The 16,863-nt window shown below is 63.3% G+C and carries 14 protein-coding genes and 2 riboswitches; of the genes, 11 read left to right on the top strand and 3 right to left on the bottom strand.

The genetic code is table 11. The features are described 5' to 3' along the window. Nucleotides 1-28 precede the first annotated feature (28 nt). Nucleotides 29-1,579, bottom strand: coding sequence for an MFS transporter (locus ACSSVG_RS05210; protein WP_492417693.1), 1,551 nt, complete (start codon nucleotides 1,577-1,579; stop codon nucleotides 29-31). Between the two features lie 73 nt (nucleotides 1,580-1,652). Between ACSSVG_RS05210 and ACSSVG_RS05205 the strand changes: the two genes are divergently transcribed. The 9 genes from ACSSVG_RS05205 (at nucleotide 1,653) to ACSSVG_RS05165 (ending at nucleotide 13,930) form a co-directional block, all read left to right on the top strand. Continuing rightward, the gene (locus ACSSVG_RS05205) at nucleotides 1,653-2,192 is read left to right on the top strand and encodes a TetR/AcrR family transcriptional regulator (RefSeq protein ID WP_492417691.1); all 540 of its coding nucleotides are present in this window, start codon (nucleotides 1,653-1,655) and stop codon (nucleotides 2,190-2,192) included. A gap of 92 nt (nucleotides 2,193-2,284) precedes the next feature. Next, nucleotides 2,285-2,382, top strand: a riboswitch (glycine riboswitch). Nucleotide 2,383: 1 nt separating this feature from the next. After that, nucleotides 2,384-2,510, top strand: a riboswitch (glycine riboswitch). A 53-nt stretch (nucleotides 2,511-2,563) separates the two neighbouring features. Further along, nucleotides 2,564-5,410 carry an aminomethyl-transferring glycine dehydrogenase gene (gene gcvP, locus ACSSVG_RS05200; protein WP_492417689.1) on the top strand — a complete coding sequence of 949 codons (2,847 nt, stop codon included), beginning with the start codon at nucleotides 2,564-2,566 and terminating at the stop codon, nucleotides 5,408-5,410. A gap of 9 nt (nucleotides 5,411-5,419) precedes the next feature. Beyond that, nucleotides 5,420-6,553: a glycine cleavage system aminomethyltransferase GcvT gene (gene gcvT / locus ACSSVG_RS05195; protein ID WP_492417687.1), complete on the top strand. Its 1,134-nt coding sequence runs from the start codon at nucleotides 5,420-5,422 to the stop codon at nucleotides 6,551-6,553. 260 nt (nucleotides 6,554-6,813) lie between these two features. Next, nucleotides 6,814-7,200 carry a glycine cleavage system protein GcvH gene (gene gcvH / locus ACSSVG_RS05190; RefSeq protein WP_231339626.1) on the top strand — a complete coding sequence of 129 codons (387 nt, stop codon included), beginning with the start codon at nucleotides 6,814-6,816 and terminating at the stop codon, nucleotides 7,198-7,200. Between the two features lie 319 nt (nucleotides 7,201-7,519). Next, on the top strand, nucleotides 7,520-8,920 hold the full coding sequence (locus ACSSVG_RS05185) for an L-serine ammonia-lyase (RefSeq protein ID WP_492417685.1): 1,401 nt from the start codon (nucleotides 7,520-7,522) through the stop codon (nucleotides 8,918-8,920). Nucleotides 8,921-8,958: 38 nt separating this feature from the next. Next, nucleotides 8,959-9,780 (top strand): DNA/RNA non-specific endonuclease, encoded by an 822-nt coding sequence (locus ACSSVG_RS05180; RefSeq protein WP_231339624.1) that lies wholly within the window; start codon nucleotides 8,959-8,961, stop codon nucleotides 9,778-9,780. Nucleotides 9,781-9,898: 118 nt separating this feature from the next. Further along, nucleotides 9,899-10,987, top strand: a complete 1,089-nt coding sequence (locus ACSSVG_RS05175; RefSeq protein WP_492417683.1) for a lipid II:glycine glycyltransferase FemX — start codon at nucleotides 9,899-9,901, stop codon at nucleotides 10,985-10,987. A gap of 111 nt (nucleotides 10,988-11,098) precedes the next feature. Next, complete coding sequence (locus tag ACSSVG_RS05170; RefSeq protein WP_231339622.1) at nucleotides 11,099-12,415, top strand: peptidoglycan bridge formation glycyltransferase FemA/FemB family protein; 1,317 nt, start codon at nucleotides 11,099-11,101, stop codon at nucleotides 12,413-12,415. Nucleotides 12,416-12,442: 27 nt separating this feature from the next. After that, nucleotides 12,443-13,930 carry a threonine/serine exporter family protein gene (locus tag ACSSVG_RS05165; RefSeq protein WP_159709126.1) on the top strand — a complete coding sequence of 496 codons (1,488 nt, stop codon included), beginning with the start codon at nucleotides 12,443-12,445 and terminating at the stop codon, nucleotides 13,928-13,930. A gap of 77 nt (nucleotides 13,931-14,007) precedes the next feature. On the opposite strand, the gene ACSSVG_RS05160 is transcribed toward ACSSVG_RS05165, so the two are convergent. Next, nucleotides 14,008-14,847: a siderophore-interacting protein gene (locus ACSSVG_RS05160; protein WP_492417681.1), complete on the bottom strand. Its 840-nt coding sequence runs from the start codon at nucleotides 14,845-14,847 to the stop codon at nucleotides 14,008-14,010. A gap of 141 nt (nucleotides 14,848-14,988) precedes the next feature. Then, nucleotides 14,989-15,759 carry a uracil-DNA glycosylase gene (locus tag ACSSVG_RS05155; protein WP_492419143.1) on the bottom strand — a complete coding sequence of 257 codons (771 nt, stop codon included), beginning with the start codon at nucleotides 15,757-15,759 and terminating at the stop codon, nucleotides 14,989-14,991. Between the two features lie 106 nt (nucleotides 15,760-15,865). On the opposite strand from ACSSVG_RS05155, the gene ACSSVG_RS05150 reads away from it, so the two are divergent. Continuing rightward, a complete protein-coding gene (locus ACSSVG_RS05150) occupies nucleotides 15,866-16,201 on the top strand; it encodes a DUF3263 domain-containing protein (RefSeq protein ID WP_374110786.1) in 336 nt (111 codons plus the stop codon). Between the two features lie 49 nt (nucleotides 16,202-16,250). Beyond that, complete coding sequence (locus ACSSVG_RS05145) at nucleotides 16,251-16,859, top strand: LytR C-terminal domain-containing protein (RefSeq protein WP_492417679.1); 609 nt, start codon at nucleotides 16,251-16,253, stop codon at nucleotides 16,857-16,859. The last annotated feature ends 4 nt before the right edge of the window (nucleotides 16,860-16,863 follow it).

Here is a 16,863-nt window from a genome sequence, read left to right as displayed (position 1 = left end):
CACCGCTTTGACTACACCACTGGGTTTACTACTGCGCCTTCGGCACACGCCGAAGTACGACGGCGGCTAGTACTGCCGCGCCTGCCATCAGGACCAGCCCAATCGCCGCAGTGATGTGGACACCGGACTCGAAAGCTGTCCGGGCGGCATGTGTCAGCGCCTCCGACAACGGGGCCGGAAGGGCGGCCGCCGCATCAACAGCGCCGGCGAGCGTTTCGCCGGAGTTCCCGGCAGCTTGCTCGGAGATGCCGTCCGGAATGGTCAGGTTGTGCTGGTAGGAAGCCGTAAGGATGGAGCCGAGCACGGCCGTTCCCAGGAGCGACCCCAGTTCGTAGCCGGTTTCGGAGATGGCCGAGGCCGCTCCGGACTTATCTGCCGGCACCGAGGCCAGGATGAGGTCGTTGGAGATGGTCTCCGCGGCACCCACACCCACAGCAAGCACGGTCAGGGCTGAGAGCAGGAATACGGGTCCGCTGCCGTGGTCGCCCACCACCACTACCAGGTAACCCACTGCGCTCAAGGTCAGCCCGGCCGCCACCACGAATCCGGGCCGCACACGCTTCACCAGAGGCACCACCAGGAGCCCGGCAATGACTGTGGCCAGGAGCGCGGGAATCATCGCGATGCCCGCCTCCATGGGGGACTGCCCCTCCACCAACTGCAGGTGCTGGGCGAAGAAGTAGATAAAACCCGTCATGGAGAAGAGGGACAGCACGTTGGCCACGATGGCCGTGCTGAACACCTTGTTCCTGAACAATGCGACATCCAGCATGGGGTTCTCGATCCGCTGCTGGCGGCGAACGAAGAGAATGCCCATCACCACGCCGAAGCCCATGAAGGCTGCCGCGGATGCCCCGAAGCCATGCACTGCGAATTCCTTGATGCCGTAAACAAAAGGAGCCATGGTGACCACAGACAGGACGATGCTGGGCACGTCCACACGTCCCGGATTGGAGTCCTTGGACTCGGGAATCAGGACCCGGCCGAAAGCCAGGAGCGGCAGGAGCAGGAAAGCTGCCACCAGGAAGACGGCACCCCACCAGAAGTGTTCCACCAGCCAGCCGCCAAAGATCGGGCCGAGGGCTGCGCCACCGGAGAAACCGGCAGCCCAGACGGCGATCGCAAGCCGGCGGCGGTTGGGGTCGGTGAAGATGTTCCGGATCAGGGAAAGCGTGGACGGCATCAGCATGGCGCCGAAGACGCCGAGGCCGGCGCGTCCGGCTATGAGCCACTCCGCGGAAGGTGCGAAGGCTGTAGCAGCCGACACCGCAGCGAAGCCTGTGCTGCCGACCAGCAGCAGCCGCCGTCGTCCGATCCTGTCGCCCAGGTTACCCATGGAAACGAGAAGCGCCGCGAGGACCAGCGGGTAGGCGTCAACAATCCATAGGAGTTGAACGCCGCCCACGTCCAGGGAGCGGGCGATCTCGGGCAGGGCAAAGGTGAGCGCGGTGTTGTCGACGGCCACCAGCAGCACCGGGAACATCAGGAGCGCCAGTGCCGTCCAATCGCGCCACGGTGCTGCCTGGCCCATATCGGGACGAGCGGAGCGGGGTGCTTGGGTTGAGGACGGCGAGAACATGTCACTTACTGTACCGTCCAGACGGTACAGTTTCAAATGGAACCCCAACAAGCCTTTAGGGAATGATGTACTCATGCCACGAAAACCAGTTGCCCGGGATGCCGTCCTGGATGCCTACGAAGCCCTCCTCATAGAGGTAGGGGAACGGGCTGCCACGCTCGACGCCGTCGCCAAGCGGGCCGGGGTCTCCAAGGGTGGGTTGCTGTACCACTTCCCCAACAAGGAATCGCTGATCAGTGCCTTGCTGGAACGACTGGACCAACTGGCTGAACAGGACATTGACCGGATGAGGGCCGCGCCGGACGGTGCTGCCGCGTACTTCATCCGGACGTCCCTGTGGGCCGGGACGCCGATGGACCGTGCGTTTGTGGCCGCGACCCGCCTGGCCGAGGTTGCCCATGAAGAAACCCGCCGCAGGTTTGCCGGAATCCAAAAGCAATGGCTCGATGTCCTGGCCAAGGATGTGGGACCCGAGGTCGCCAAGGCCGTCAGTTACATGGGTGACGGGCTGTATTTCAACGCGATGTTCGAAGGCGGCCAGGACAACGGCAACGCAGGCCGGGAGGCCGACGTCGAAATCCTGTTGGGAGTCCTGGACCGGCTGCGGAAGTAGTACGTCTCCCATTTGCGGCGGCGCCCGCCACGTAGGACAATTAACCCTTGTGGCCTGCCCTGACTGAGGTCGCGTACAACTGAACATGCCTCTGATCTGCGGCGGGAGAGTCCTGCAAGCATGTGGTGCAGGCGCCGTAGGAGCAAACCCTCCCCAGGAATCTCTCAGGCCCACGCACCGCCGCGGCAAGGCAACTCTGGAAAGCAGCAGGCGCTCAGCCCACCTTCGGGCCAAAGGGCGCTGTGCTCACCGACGGTGCAAGCGATGGTTGTCCCAACAACCCGCGGAAACTCTCAGGTCCAATACAGAGCGGGGAGGAACCCGAGCCGCTGTGGCGTACCCAAACGCCGCCCAAGTATTGGAGTTCCTTCGTGACGGTTAGTTCTGCCTCCACCACCTTCGTCGATCGGCATATCGGCGCACGCCGCCAGGCCGACATTGAGACCATGCTCAAGTCCGTCGGCTACGACACCGTTGATTCGCTGGTCGACACCGCCGTTCCGAACGACATCCGCCAGGACGTCGCCCTCACACTGCAAAACGCGCTGAGCGAAGTGGAGGTCCTGGCAGAGCTGCGCAAACTTGCGTCCAAGAACAAGACCGCTGTCCAGATGATCGGCCAGGGCTACTACGACACCGTGACGCCGCCGGTGATCCGTCGCAACATCCTTGAATCCCCGGCCTGGTACACCGCCTACACCCCGTACCAGCCGGAAATCTCCCAGGGCCGCCTCGAAGCGCTCCTGAACTTCCAGACCATGGTCCAGGACCTGGTTGGCCTGCCGATCGCCAACGCTTCCCTGCTGGATGAAGCAACGGCTGTGGCCGAAGCCGTCCTGATGATGCGCCGCGCCAACAAGAACAAGGCCGTCCAGGACGGCAAGACCGTTCTTGACGCCGACTGCCTGCCGCAGACCATCGCCATTGTGAAGGGCCGCGCCGAAGCCCTCGGCTTCGACGTTGAGGTCGCCGACCTCTCGCTCGGTCTCCCGGAAGGCGCCATCAACGGCGTCGTCCTGCAGCAGCCCGGCGTTTCGGGCCGCGTGTTCGACCACTCTGCCGTCATTGCTGAAGCCAAGGAACGCGGCGCGCTGGTTACTGTTGCTGCCGACCTCCTGTCCCTGACGCTCATCACCCCTCCGGGTGAGCAGGGCGCCGATATCGCTGTTGGTTCCGCGCAGCGCTTGGGCGTTCCGCTGTTCTTCGGCGGCCCACACGCCGCGTACATGGCCGTCCAGAAGGGCCTGGAGCGTTCCATGCCCGGCCGTCTGGTGGGCGTTTCCAAGGACGACGCCGGTGTCCCCGCCTACCGCTTGGCGCTGCAGACCCGCGAGCAGCACATCCGCCGCGAGAAGGCTACATCCAACATCTGTACCGCCCAGGCACTCCTCGCCATCGTGGCCTCGATGTATGCCGTCTACCACGGCCCGGAAGGCCTGAAGGCGATCGCCGAGACCGCCCACGGTCACGCCCGGACCCTCGCAGCGTCGCTGAAGGCTGCCGGCGTCGAGGTCCTCCACGGTTCCTTCTTCGACACCATCACCGTCCGCCTCCCCGGTAAGGCTGCCGAGATCGTGGCCGCTGCCGAAGCGAAGGGCATCAACCTCCGCGGCGTTGACGCTGACACGGTGGGCATCTCGGTTGATGAGACCACGACGACGGCGGTCGTCGCCGACGTCGCGTCGGTCTTCGGCGCTTCGGTGCTTGAGTCCGCTGATGGCTTTGCGCTTGAGGGCTCTGTTGAGCGCACGAGCGACTTCATGCAGCACCCGGTGTTCAACACCCACCGCTCCGAAACCCAGCTCCTCCGCTACATCCGCAAGCTCTCTGACCGCGACCTCGCACTGGATCGCACCATGATCCCGCTGGGCTCGTGCACCATGAAGCTCAACGCCACCGCTGAGATGGAAGCCATCTCCTGGCCGGAGTTCGCCTCGATCCACCCGTTCGCACCGGATTCCCAGACCGAGGGCTGGCGCGAACTCATCACCGACCTTGAGGCCCAGCTGACCGAGATCACTGGCTACGACCAGGTCTCCATCCAGCCGAACGCCGGCTCCCAGGGTGAGCTCGCCGGCCTCCTGGCCATCCGCGGCTACCACCTCTCCAACGGCGATGAGCAGCGCAACGTATGCCTCATCCCCGCCTCGGCGCACGGCACCAACGCCGCCTCCGCAGTGCTCGCGGGCATGAAGGTAGTGGTTGTCGCCACCGCACCTGATGGCACCATCGACCACGTTGACCTCAAGAACAAGATCGAGGCCAACCGGGACGCCCTCTCGGCCATCATGATCACCTACCCGTCCACGCATGGTGTGTACGACGCCGACGTCCGCGAAGTCTGCGACGCCATCCATGAAGCCGGCGGCCAGGTGTACATCGACGGCGCCAACCTCAACGCACTCGTGGGCCTAGCACAGCCGGGCAAGTTCGGCGGGGACGTGTCCCACCTGAACCTGCACAAGACCTTCTGCATCCCGCACGGCGGTGGCGGACCCGGCGTTGGCCCCGTAGCAGCCAAGGCACACCTCGCTCCGTTCATGCCGGGTGACGCCGCATCCTGGACCGAAGGCAACGACGTCCCGATTTCCGCGTCCCGTTTCGGTTCCGCCGGTGTCCTGCCGATTTCCTGGGCGTACGTGAAGCTGATGGGTGGCCAGGGCCTCACAGAAGCGACCAAGTCCGCGCTGCTGGCTGCGAACTACATCGCTTCGCGCCTCAACGACCACTTCCCGGTCCTCTACACCGGCGAAGGCGGACTCGTAGCGCACGAGTGCATCCTTGACCTGCGTGAACTGACGGCCAAGACCGGCGTCACGGCTGAAGACGTGGCCAAGCGCCTCATCGACTTCGGCTTCCACGCACCCACCCTCGCGTTCCCGGTTGCCGGCACGTTGATGGTGGAGCCCACCGAGTCCGAAGACCTCGTGGAGATCGACCGCTTCATCGAAGCCATGATCACCATCCGCAAGGAAATCGACCAGGTTGCCAACGGAGACTTCGCCGTTGAGAACTCGCCGCTGCGCAAGGCACCCCACACTGCTGCCGCCGTCGTAAGTTCTGATTGGGACCGCGCGTACCCGCGCGAGCAGGCCGCCTTCCCGGTCCACCACCTCAAGCAGGACAAGTACTTCCCGCCCGTCGGCCGCATCGACGGCGCAGCGGGAGACCGCAACCTGGTCTGCTCCTGCCCTCCGATCGAAGACTTCGAAAACTAAGGACTGGTCATGACTGAGAACTACACCGCTCTCTACGAAGAGCACAAGAAGCTCGGCGCGTCGTTCACCGACTTCGGTGGCTGGCAGATGCCGCTCAAGTACTCCTCCGAACTGGCCGAGCACCACGCAGTCCGCAAATCCGCCGGCCTGTTCGACCTCTCCCACATGGGCGAAGTCTGGGTCACCGGTCCGGAGGCTGCTGCGTTCCTCGACTTCGCCCTGGTGGGAAAGATCTCCGCCATGTCCGACGGCAAAGCCAAGTACTCGCTGATCTGCCAGGAAGACGGCGGTATCATCGATGACCTCATCACATACCGTCGCGGTTCCGAGAAGTTCCTGGTGGTTCCAAACGCGGGCAACGCTGCCGTTGTCGCCGAAGCCCTTCTGGAGCGAGCGGCCGGTTTCGACGTGGTGGTTGAGGACGCTTCGGCCGAAACTTCACTCATTGCAGTGCAGGGCCCGCTCGCCGAAGCCATCCTGCTGCGCTTGGTTCCGGCCGAACAGCACGCACTGGTCACCGAACTGAAGTACTACGCGGCAGTTGAAGTCCCGTTCACGTTCGACGGCGGCACTCAAGACCTGCTGTTGGCGCGCACCGGATACACCGGCGAAGACGGCTTCGAGATCTTCGTGGCGAACGATTCCGCCGCAGCCCTGTGGCAAGCCATCGCCGACGTTGCTGAGGAAGGCGAACTCACTCCCGCCGGCCTGGCTTCCCGTGACTCACTGCGTCTCGAAGCCGGCATGCCCCTCTACGGCAACGAGCTCTCCCGCGAAGGCAACCCCTTCGCTGCAGGGCTCGGCCCCGTGGTGGCGCTGTCCAAGGAAGGCGACTTCGTCGGCAAGGACGCACTCGCGGCCCTCAAGGCTGACGGGGCCGGTGCCACCAGCGGGCGCAAGCTCGTGGGCCTCAAGGGCTTGGGACGCCGCGCCGGACGCGGCCACTACCCGGTCCTCAAGGACGGTGCAGTGGTTGGCGAAGTGACCTCCGGCCAGCCCAGCCCCACGCTCGGCTACCCGGTAGCGTTGGCGTATGTCGACGTCGAGCACTCTGGTCTGGGTACCGCGTTGGACATCGACCTGCGGGGTAAGAGCGAGCCGTTCGAAGTCGTCGCACTGCCGTTCTACAAGCGCCAAAAGTAGGTTACGGGTTTTTCGAACCTGGCGACCTCTGCATGCTCGGTCGCATGTGCGCCCGCTGAGCGGACGCGATGCTCCCTTGGACGCATGCTGCCGGTCGCCAGGCTCGAATCCGGTTTTCCTCCGGCGCTTCGTGAACCGCTAAGGTGCTGGGGGAATGGGGCCTGCCGAAGGTGATCCTTTGCCACACCCCTGAATCATCCGCGCTCACGGCCCCCGGCGCGACACAATTAGATGTAGCCACTACACGTAAAGGAATCAGAATGCCCAAAGTAGCGCCCGAACTTCAGTACTCCGACGAGCACGAGTGGGTCTCCCGCGGCGAAGGGAACTCGGTATCCGTCGGCATCTCCGAGGTTGCCACCGACGCTCTGGGTGACATCGTGTACGTTGACCTGCCCGAGGTTGGCTCCACGGTCACCGCTGGCGAGACCTGCGGCGAAGTTGAGTCCACCAAGTCCGTCTCGGACCTGTACTCGCCGGTCACCGGTGAGGTCACGGAGATCAACGACGCAGTTGTCGGCGACCCCGCACTGATCAACAGCGACCCTTACGGTGCCGGCTGGCTCTTCAAGGTCGCCGCTGAGTCCGACGGCCCGCTGCTCTCGGCCGAGGAATACGCCTCCAAGAATGGCGGAGACCTCTCCTAACTCCCTTCGACCGAGTCCGATTCGGGGGTTCGCTGCGGGTCGTGCCGTGCGCACGGCATGTTCTGCAGCAAGCCCCCGAATTGGGCGACGGGATGGCCCTCGCCAGGACGTCGACCCAACGGGCCCGAACGCTCGCAGGCAGCACCGGCCCACAAGGCGTAGCGTGGGATTGTAGAACTGAATAAATTTGCGACGCCGGGTTGCCGCCTTTGGGGGCCATCCGGCGTCGTGCTTCGGTCGACCTTCGCCACAAGCGGGGGAGGCCATCCGGCAGGACCATCTGCCGGACCGTTTCAAGCTGTATTAAGGGATCCCGACCATGGCTGTTGGTGTTTTCGATCTGTTCTCTGTGGGTATTGGTCCGTCGAGTTCTCATACTGTGGGGCCGATGCGGGCTGCCGCTGTCTTTGCCGGTGAGCTGAAGGACGCTGGTGTCCTGGGCTCGGTGGCGTCGTTGCGTGTTGATTTGTATGGGTCGTTGGCTGCGACGGGGCGTGGCCACGGGACCATGACGGCCACGCTGCTGGGCTTGGAGGGGTACCACCCTGAGCTCATTCTGCCTGAGGAGGTGGAGGAGCGGTTGGCCACGATCGCTGAGACGGGTGTGCTGAACCTGGCCGGTGGTGCGCTCCTGGATTATGCGGTGGAGGATATGGTGTTGCATCCGTTGACGGTGTTGCCGCGGCATACGAACGGGATGAAGTTTGCTGTCTCTGATGCTGAGGGGAATGTTCTGCGGGAGGCGACGTTCTTCTCGGTCGGTGGTGGGTTTATTGTCCGTGAGGGTGAGGAGAACGCGGCCCAGCAGGAGTTGGAGGAGTCCAAGAAGGAGTTGCCGTTGCCTTTTAGGACGGCGGCGGAGTTGATGGGCCGGTGTGCGTCCAAGGGTTTGGGGATCAGCGACATCATGTTCATCAACGAGCGGGCGTCCCGGTCGGAGGAGGAGATCCGGGAGGGTTTGCTGCATATCTGGTCGGTGATGGAGGCCTGTGTTGAAACCAGTTTGAAGCGTGAGGGTGTGTTGCCTGGTGGGTTGCGGGTCCGGCGTCGTGCTCCTGATTGGTTGGAGCGGTTGCTGAAGGAGGATAAGGACCGGAACGATCCGAAGTATTGGCAGGAGTGGGTGAACCTGATCGCCCTGGCCGTCAATGAGGAGAACGCTTCGGGTGGCCGGGTGGTGACGGCGCCGACGAATGGTGCGGCGGGGATTATCCCGGCGGTGCTGTATTACGCGTTGAATTATGCTCCGGGCATGGACAAGGCCTCCCAGCAGGACCGGGATGATGTGGTGGTGAAGTTCCTGCTCGCTGCTGGTGCTGTGGGTGTGTTGTATAAGGAGCAGGCCTCTATTTCGGGGGCTGAGGTGGGTTGTCAGGGTGAGGTGGGTTCGGCGTCGTCGATGGCTGCTGCTGGGTTGGCTGAGGTGATGGGTGGTACGCCGGGGCAGGTGGAGAACGCTGCGGAGATCGCGATGGAACATAACCTGGGGCTCACGTGTGATCCGATCGGGGGGTTGGTGCAGATTCCGTGTATTGAGCGGAACGCGATCGCTGCGGCGAAGGCGATCAATGCTACGAAGATGGCGCTCTGGGGTGACGGGACGCACCGGGTTTCCCTGGACGAGGTGATCGTGACCATGCGGGAGACGGGCAAGGACATGTCCCATAAGTACAAGGAAACCGCGATGGGCGGCCTCGCCGTCAACGTCGTCGAATGCTGAGTCTGTTTACTGTCGGTGGCTAGTGCCATGCTGTATCCATGAGCGGGGGATACGACAGGGATTTTTTGCGGGCACGCCTTGAGCTGCCCAGTCCGTCGGCGACGACGATTCTGTTGGACTACATCCACTTTTCTGTGCGTTTCCGGGCTGCCCGGAAGCTTGCGGCGATCGTGGGTGTCAACATCAGCGGTGCGGAGCTGAACCCTTTGGCCCGCGAGGGAACCTGGCACTTCGACGACAGGATCCCCAAGGAGCAACAGGCAGGCCCGGACGTCTACAAGAACAACGCGTTCGACCGTGGACACCTGGTCCGGCGCCTTGATCCTGTCTGGGGCGATGCTGCTACGGCCAAGAAAGCCAACCAGGATACGTTTGCCTTCACCAACGCTGCGCCGCAAGTGGATGACTTCAACCAGGGCAAGGAGCTGTGGGTGGGGCTCGAAGACCATGTGCTTGAACATGCCGACGCCCACGACGCCAAACTCAGTGTCTTCACAGGACCGGTCTTCCGTGATGATGATCAGCCGTACCGTGGTGTCCAGATCCCGCGGAAGTTCTGGAAGATCGCGGCATGGACCAACGATGCCAAGCTGGCCGCCGTCGGGTTCGTCCTGGACCAGTCGCCGCTGCTGGGCAAGGTTGATCTGAAGAGAGCCATCGAGACGCGGCTCCTGGAAGGCGAACCGCCCCCGCTGGGTCCGTTCCGGACGTTCCAGGTCCCCATCGGGGAGATCGCGGACCTGACAGGACTAAGCCTGAGCCGGCTGTCCACTGCGGACCGCCTTGTCAGCGGCCAGCGTGAACTCGGAAAGCAACCGAAGGCAATCCAGCTGGAGAGCATGGACCAGATCCGTTTGTAAGCACCTGTTCGCGCCCGCTTCAGCTCAGAAATGAGCCGATTTTTCTCAGCCCGATAGACTTGGGGCTGCATGTCCGCATGCGCACCACGCTTTTGAACACTGCACCAAAACCCTGAGATTGGACACGGCCACCTTGCGAGAATTCACCGCCCGCTTTGCCACCGCCGAGGAAATCGACAACTGGGACAAGCACGTCACGGCCAATCCGAATGGCGGCAACATGCTGCAATCGGACGCCTACGCGGCAGTCAAGGACGGCAACGGCTGGCTGGTCCGCCGCCTTGTGGTGGAGAGCGCCGGCTACGCCAGCTACAACCTGCTCCTGGAGAAGAAGTTCCCGGTCATGGGCCGGCTCTGGTACCTCATCAAGGGGCCGGACGCTGCTGCCGTAGAGGACATTACCCCTATGCTCACGGCCATCGCCGCCCTGGCCAAGGAACAGAAGATGAACGTCTTCGCCATCAAGATAGAGCCCGACGTCGTGGACTCACCCGAGGCGGCAACGCACCTGAAGGCCGCTGGCTTGGTTAAGGCACCGAACATCCAATCCAACGACTCAACGGCGATACTCGATATCTCGGCACCGGCCAATGAAGTGCTCCGCAACATTTCCTCGCGTGCCCGGAACGCAGTCCGCAGGGCGGAGCGTGAAGGCTGCGAGGTAGTCCAGGCGGAGCCCGGCGAAGACAGTTACCGCAAGCTTTACGGCCTCATGCAGAACACCATGAACGCCAAGGGGGCCATGCCGCTCCGGAATTATGAGTACTACGCCACGTTCTGGGAAGAGTTCAGCAGCCGAGGCCAAGGGCACTTCTTCTTCGTTCACGAGGACGGGGCGCCGAGCGTTGGCGCTTTCGTCATCAACTACGGTTCCAAGGCGACGTACAAGGACGGCGGTTCCACCCAGAACCGCAAGCAGTACGGTGACTCACACTTGGCGCAGTGGGCTGCGATCCGGCGCATGCAGGAGCTTGGCTGCGTGGAATACGATTTCTGCGGCACACCCCCTGCGGCCAGGATCAAGGACAAGTCCCACCCGCTCTATGGCCTGGGATCCTTCAAGACCAGCTTCACCAAGACCGTCACGGATTTCGTGGGCTGTTACGACCTTGTGCTGGGACCAGTCCGCTACAAGTTGTGGCTAAAGGGAGCGGAACGTATCTTCCGTCGACTCGAAACCATGCGCACCGGCGGCCAGTTCTACTGACAGCCAGTTATCGGCAGCAAGCAAACTTCAGGCCCGCCCCGGCCACCAATGGGTGCAAATCTACTGTTAGGTGAGGTATTTTCTTTGACTCCGATTGAGGCTGGAACCGACATGGAATTCGTGATTCTCAGTGACGCTGATTTCGAGACGTTTGCCAAGGGACACCCCCAGGGCAGCTTCATCCAGTCCATGGACCTGACACGCTTCCAGCGCGCCCGTGGGCAGGAAGTCGAGCTCTTTGGCGTGAGGCAGGCCGGGAGCCTGATCGCCGCTGGCAAGCTCGTCTACACAAGCAACCGCTTCGGCTACAAGGTGTGCGACTGCGCCAAGGGACCACTGATGGACTACAGCGACCCCGCGATGGTGAGCTTCGTCGTCGAGCAGCTGAAGAAGCACGCGGCTTCGAAGAAGGCCGCGGAACTGCGGATCTCACCCAACATCCGGTACATCGCACGGGACGAAGAAGGCGCCGAGCACCCGGAGGTAGAGGACAACCGCCCGCTGCTGAAGGAGTTCGAAGGCCTGGGCTTCAAGCACCAGGGTTTCGACATGAACTTCGCCAACATCAACTGGATGTTCATCAAGCAGCTCGACGGGATCGCCGATTCCGAAGAGCTGATCATGGGCATGAACTACCGCACCCGCAAGGCCATCCGGAAAGCCGAAAAGAACGGCGTTTACCTGGAGCAAGCCACGCTGGAGACCTTGGATGAGTTCTACAACGCGCTGAGCACCGCCGGCGACGAGAAGGGCTTCACGTACCGCGAACGCGAGTACTACGAGCAACTGCTCCGCAACACCTCCGATGAGTTCACCAAGCTCATGATGGCCAAAATCAACATCCCCGAGTACCGCGCGTCCATCACCGAACGCCTGGATGCCGAATCCAAGACCCTGGCAGACCTCAAGCGCGAGGTTGAGGAAACAGGAAGCAAGAAAAAGGCCAACCGCATCAAGGTTGTCCAGGACCTCGTGGACAGCTACGAGCGAAGCCTCAAGGACATCGAACGCTTCCCGGACTCCGTAGGCGTCGCCACCGTCGCAGCCATCCACTTCGCTTGCTCAGGTGACGAACTGGTGTGCGTCATCGGCGGCACAGTTCAGGATTACATTTACTTCAACGGTGCCACCTCCCTCTACTGGGGCATGATGCTGCACGCGCTCAACAACGGCTACTCGCGCTACAACTTCTACGGCACGTTCGGCATCCAGGGCCAGGATGAGACCGGCCACGGCGGCTACGAATTCAAGAAGGGCTTCGGTGGCGAAGTAGTCCAACTGGTGGGAGACTTCGTGGCCCCGGTGAACCCGCTCATCTTCAACGCCTATCGGGTGGTCAGGAAGCTCGCAGGAGCCGCCCAGACAGTGCTGGGACGATTGCCCCTTGAGAAATTGCCAGTGGTACGAAACCTGCGGGGGAACCGCTAATCAATCAAGCCAAGGGAGGATCACCGCGTGACTGAACGCCCCGAGGGGTCCGCCAGCAGGCCCCATACCGACGGCTTGCCCAAGACCCAGCCGCTGCGGCCATCGCAGGTCCGGCAGAACGTCAACGCCAAACGCATGCTCATGCGCCTGGTCCAGGGTGACAGCCCGCCCACGGCGCCCATGAACATCGTGGACCGGCTTGCCGGAAGTCCGTATGCCAACCCCACCATCCAGGTGGTAGGAGTGGATGCCTCCGCCCGTAAGACCATCGACTTCGCCCTGCACCTGGCTGAGGTTATGTTCCGCTACGGGGCAGGTGCCTTGGAAGTCGAGACGAGCATGATCGCCGTTACGGCTGCCCTTGGCCTGAAGAACGTTGAAGTGGACATCACCAACCAGTCGGTGGCCATCAATTACGCGCCCAAGGACCAGACCCCCATCACGCTGCTCCGCGTGGTGCGCTCCTGGACCAACAACTACGCCGGCCTTGCGCAAGTGCACCAACTGGTCACGGACATCGTGGCCGGGGGAGTGGGCCGCGACGAAGCCGTGCGCCGCTTGAACGAGATCATCCGCAGCGCCAAGCCCTTCCCACGGTGGATGGTCACCATTGCCTTCGGCATCTTTGCCGCAGTCTTCGTCGGCGTTTTGGGTGGCGGCCTGGGAGCTTCTGCGGTTGCCTTCGGTTCCAACATCCTGGTCAGCCTGCTCTCCCGCCAACTTGCCAGATGGCGGACCGCAGACTTCTTCAACACCATGGCGTGCGCCTTCCTGGTCACCTTTATCGCCTTGATGTTGCGGTGGGCGGGCGCGGACATCGCTCCGTCCATTGTGGTGGCCGGCGGCATCCTGCTGCTGCTTCCAACAGGGCGGCTGGTCTCGTCGGTGCAGGATGCCATCAATGGGTTCCCCGTAACGGCTGCGGGCCGGTTCCTCTCAACGCTGTTGACCTTCGGGGCCATCGTGGCGGGCATCGGCGTCGCCGTCGTGGTGGGGACGCTCATGGGCAGCGCCGTCCTGGACGTCACGCAAACATTCCCCGACGCGTACCCCCTCCTGGTCCAAGCCATCCTCATCGCCATCGCGGTGGTGGCCATTGGCGTCACCGAACAAACCCAAATGCGGCTGTTATTCCCGACGGCGGCAGTCGGCATCGTGGGGTTCTTCGTCTTGTGGGGTGTGGGCGAAGCCGGGCTCGGCGACCGTTTATCGCCCGCCGTCGCGGCGGTGGTTATCGGACTGCTGGCTCGCGTGGTCGCGCTTAAATTGGGTGCTCCCCAGCTGGTGGTCGCAGTTCCAGCAGCGCTGATCCTGCTGCCTGGACTGACGATATTCCGCTCCATGTACGCCCTGACCGTGGAAGGGGGCGACTTCCTGGCGGGTGCCGGTGGCATGCTGAATGCCGGTGCGATAGTGCTGGGTGTCGCCGCGGGCATCGTGCTCGGTGACAACCTGGCCAGGCCGCTCACGAAGGGCCTCTCCAGTAACGAGCGCCGCCGGGTACGGAGGCGTTAACAAACAAAAGCCGAACGGCGCCGCCACCTGGGCGGCGCCGTTCGGCTTTAAGAACGAAAGCTGGATTTGGCCTGTATCTAGATTTGGCCGACGGGAAGCTTCTTCTCGGCCTGGAAGACTTCCTCCACCCGGCCCTGGGCCCAGTAGCCCGACAGCGAGACCTGGGAACGCTCCAAGCCGCGCTGTGCGAAGAAGATCTCGCGGAGACCTTTCATGTAGCCACGCTCGCCGTGGGCGAAGACGTCCACGCGGCCGTCCATCCACTCGGTGTTGCGCAGGGCCTCGAGCAGGAGGTCGCTGGCCCCTGCAGGCACTCCACTGCGCAGCAGCCAGTGCAGTTCGACGCCGGCCGGTGCGGAGATCGGAAGGATGTCTGCTTCGCTGTCCACCTCGAGGTAGACCGTGCCCCGGGCGTCCGCCGCAAGGGTTTCCACACAGGCGGCAATGGCGGGAATCGCGGCGTCATCGCCGGCGAAGAGGTACCAGTCGGCGTCCGGGGCAGGGTTGTAGGCGCCGCCCGGGCCAGTGAAGATCAGCGAATCGCCGGGTTCGGCCGCAGCCGCCCAGGGCCCTGCCAGCCCTTCATCGCCATGGACGACGAAGTCGATGGCCAGCTCCTGGGCTTCCAAATCTACCCATCGGATGGTGTAGGTCCGTGTGTGCGGCCACTGATCGCGCGGCATGGTTTCGCGGATGGCCCACAAATCCAGCGGGTACTGATAATCGACGCCCGGCTGAGGGAAGACGATCTTGACGTAGCGATCCACGTACTCGTTGTTCGCATAGTCACTGAATCCTGCCCCGCCTGCCACGATCCGCACCATATGCGGTGAGAGGAGCTCGGTGCGCAGGACGGTCAGGTTGACCTGCGGGCGTGTTTTGCGTGTGGCGGACGATGCGACGGGGAGGGCAGTCATATAGGTAAGCCTAAGCTAATCCGCTGGACGTCCGCTGGGTATGAGTCGAACGTTACAACCCCGGCGCTCTCTCACCGATCGTCGCTTTGGGGCGCATCCCCTCTCACCGATCGTTGCTTTGGGACGGGGTTGGTGGACGGGCTACAGGACGGGCAGTTCCCAGTCGATGGGATCCGCACCCTGCCCCACCAGCAGTTCGTTGGTGCGGCTGAAGGGCTTGGAACCGAAGAAACCCCGCGACGCCGAGAGCGGACTCGGATGGACCGATACGATCGACGGCGCCCCACCCAGCAACGGAACCACGCCCTCGGCGTCCTTGCCCCACAAGATCGCCACCAGCGGACTCTGGCGCCCCGCGCCGTCCGTACGGTTGGCGACGGCGGTAACTGCCGCCGTCGTGATGGCCTCCCAGCCCTTGCCGCGATGTGAACCGGCATCGCCGGCTGCGACGCTGAGAACGCGGTTCAGCAGGAGGACGCCTTGGTCCGTCCAAGCGCTGAGGTCGCCATGGACCCGTGGCGGCAGGCCGAGGTCGTCGTGAAGTTCCCGGTAGATGCTGGCCAGGCTTCGCGGGATGGGTCGCGTTTGCCGCGACACTGCGAAGGAAAGCCCGACGGCGTGTCCCGGGGTGGGGTACGGGTCCTGGCCCAGAATCAGTACTTTGACGTCGGCCAGCGGTTGCTTGAAGGCCCGCAGAAGGTTCTCGGCGGAAGGCAGGACCTGTGTCCCTTTGGTGGCTTGGGTGGCTACGAAAGCCAGCGCACTGCGGAGATGGCCTTCGACAGGGCGCAGCGCATCGGCCCAGTCAGGGGCCATCAGTTCTTCGAGTGGGCGGTCAGGCAGCTCGGCGAAGCCAGCCTCGCCCGCATCTGCTGGTTCTAGATCAAAGAGTGCGTCCTCGCCATTCACCAGGCCATTGTCTCCCGCGCCGCCCCGGCCCGGCGAATGACAGTGTTGTTATTCGCCCGTAACATGGGGGTAGGACATTTTCCCCCAACAAGCGTCGAAGGAGTGTGCCGTGGCAGAACCAGCACCGGAACCGATGGCGCCGCAGGCAACGGGTTTTGACCTCCAGGACCTCGCGGCCGGGATACGCAGTGACTCTCCGCTCAGCGAACGGGACCAGCAGATGCTGGCCCTGGAACGGCAGTGGTGGAAGTATGCCGGCGCCAAGGAACAGGCCATCCGTGAGCTGTTCGATCTCTCGGCCACACACTATTACCAGATCCTGAACGCGTTGATTGACACCGAAGACGCGTTGGCCCACGATCCCATGCTCGTCAAGAGATTGCGTAGACTACGTACGTCCCGCCAGCGTGCGCGGACGGCACGTCGCTTGGGGTCCGACGCGTAAATCGCCAGGCTGATCTGTCAGCAGCAACCAGCAAGGACAACGCTTCACCATGACCAAATATGCCAAGGACGAATTCGACCAGGTTCCGCAGAACACATCCCGGCAGGGTGTACATCGCGACGCCCAGGAGACCGCCCGCCCCACGTTGTGGCCGGTCCTGACTGTTGGGGCGGTGGCCTTGGTCCTCGGATTGGTGGCCTTCCTGGTCCTTCCGAACCTCGGCGTCGTGGCACCCGGCGCCGCGCCCAGCGCCTCGACGCCGGCACCTCAGCAGACTGACGCCTCGTCTTCAGCGACACCAAGCGAATCCAGCAGCGCCCCGGCCACATCCGGCGAACCGACCCCGTCCGATAGCCCATCCGCGACGCCGTCCTCGGCTCCCGTGGACAAGGCCACACCGGTCGCGGTCTACAACGGCGCCGGCACCGCTGGGTTGGCTGGCCGTGTTGCTGGCCTGGTGGAGGCCGACGGATGGCCGCTCAGCACTGTGGGCAACTGGGGCGGCCTGCCGCAGCAGACGTCCGTGATCTTCTACAACGCACCTGAGCAGAAGGTGAACGCCGAGGCTTTGGGCGCCCTGCTGGGTATCCAGTCGATCGTTGAATCTCCCGAGGTCCAGCAGCCCTTGGTAGTTGTGGCAGGGCCTGGCTTCCAGTAGCCCA

This window comes from Paenarthrobacter sp. E2MeOHC11 (assembly GCF_058744955.1).
Note: the sequence above shows the minus strand (reverse complement) of the source record. Positions and strands in the feature narration are given on the sequence as shown.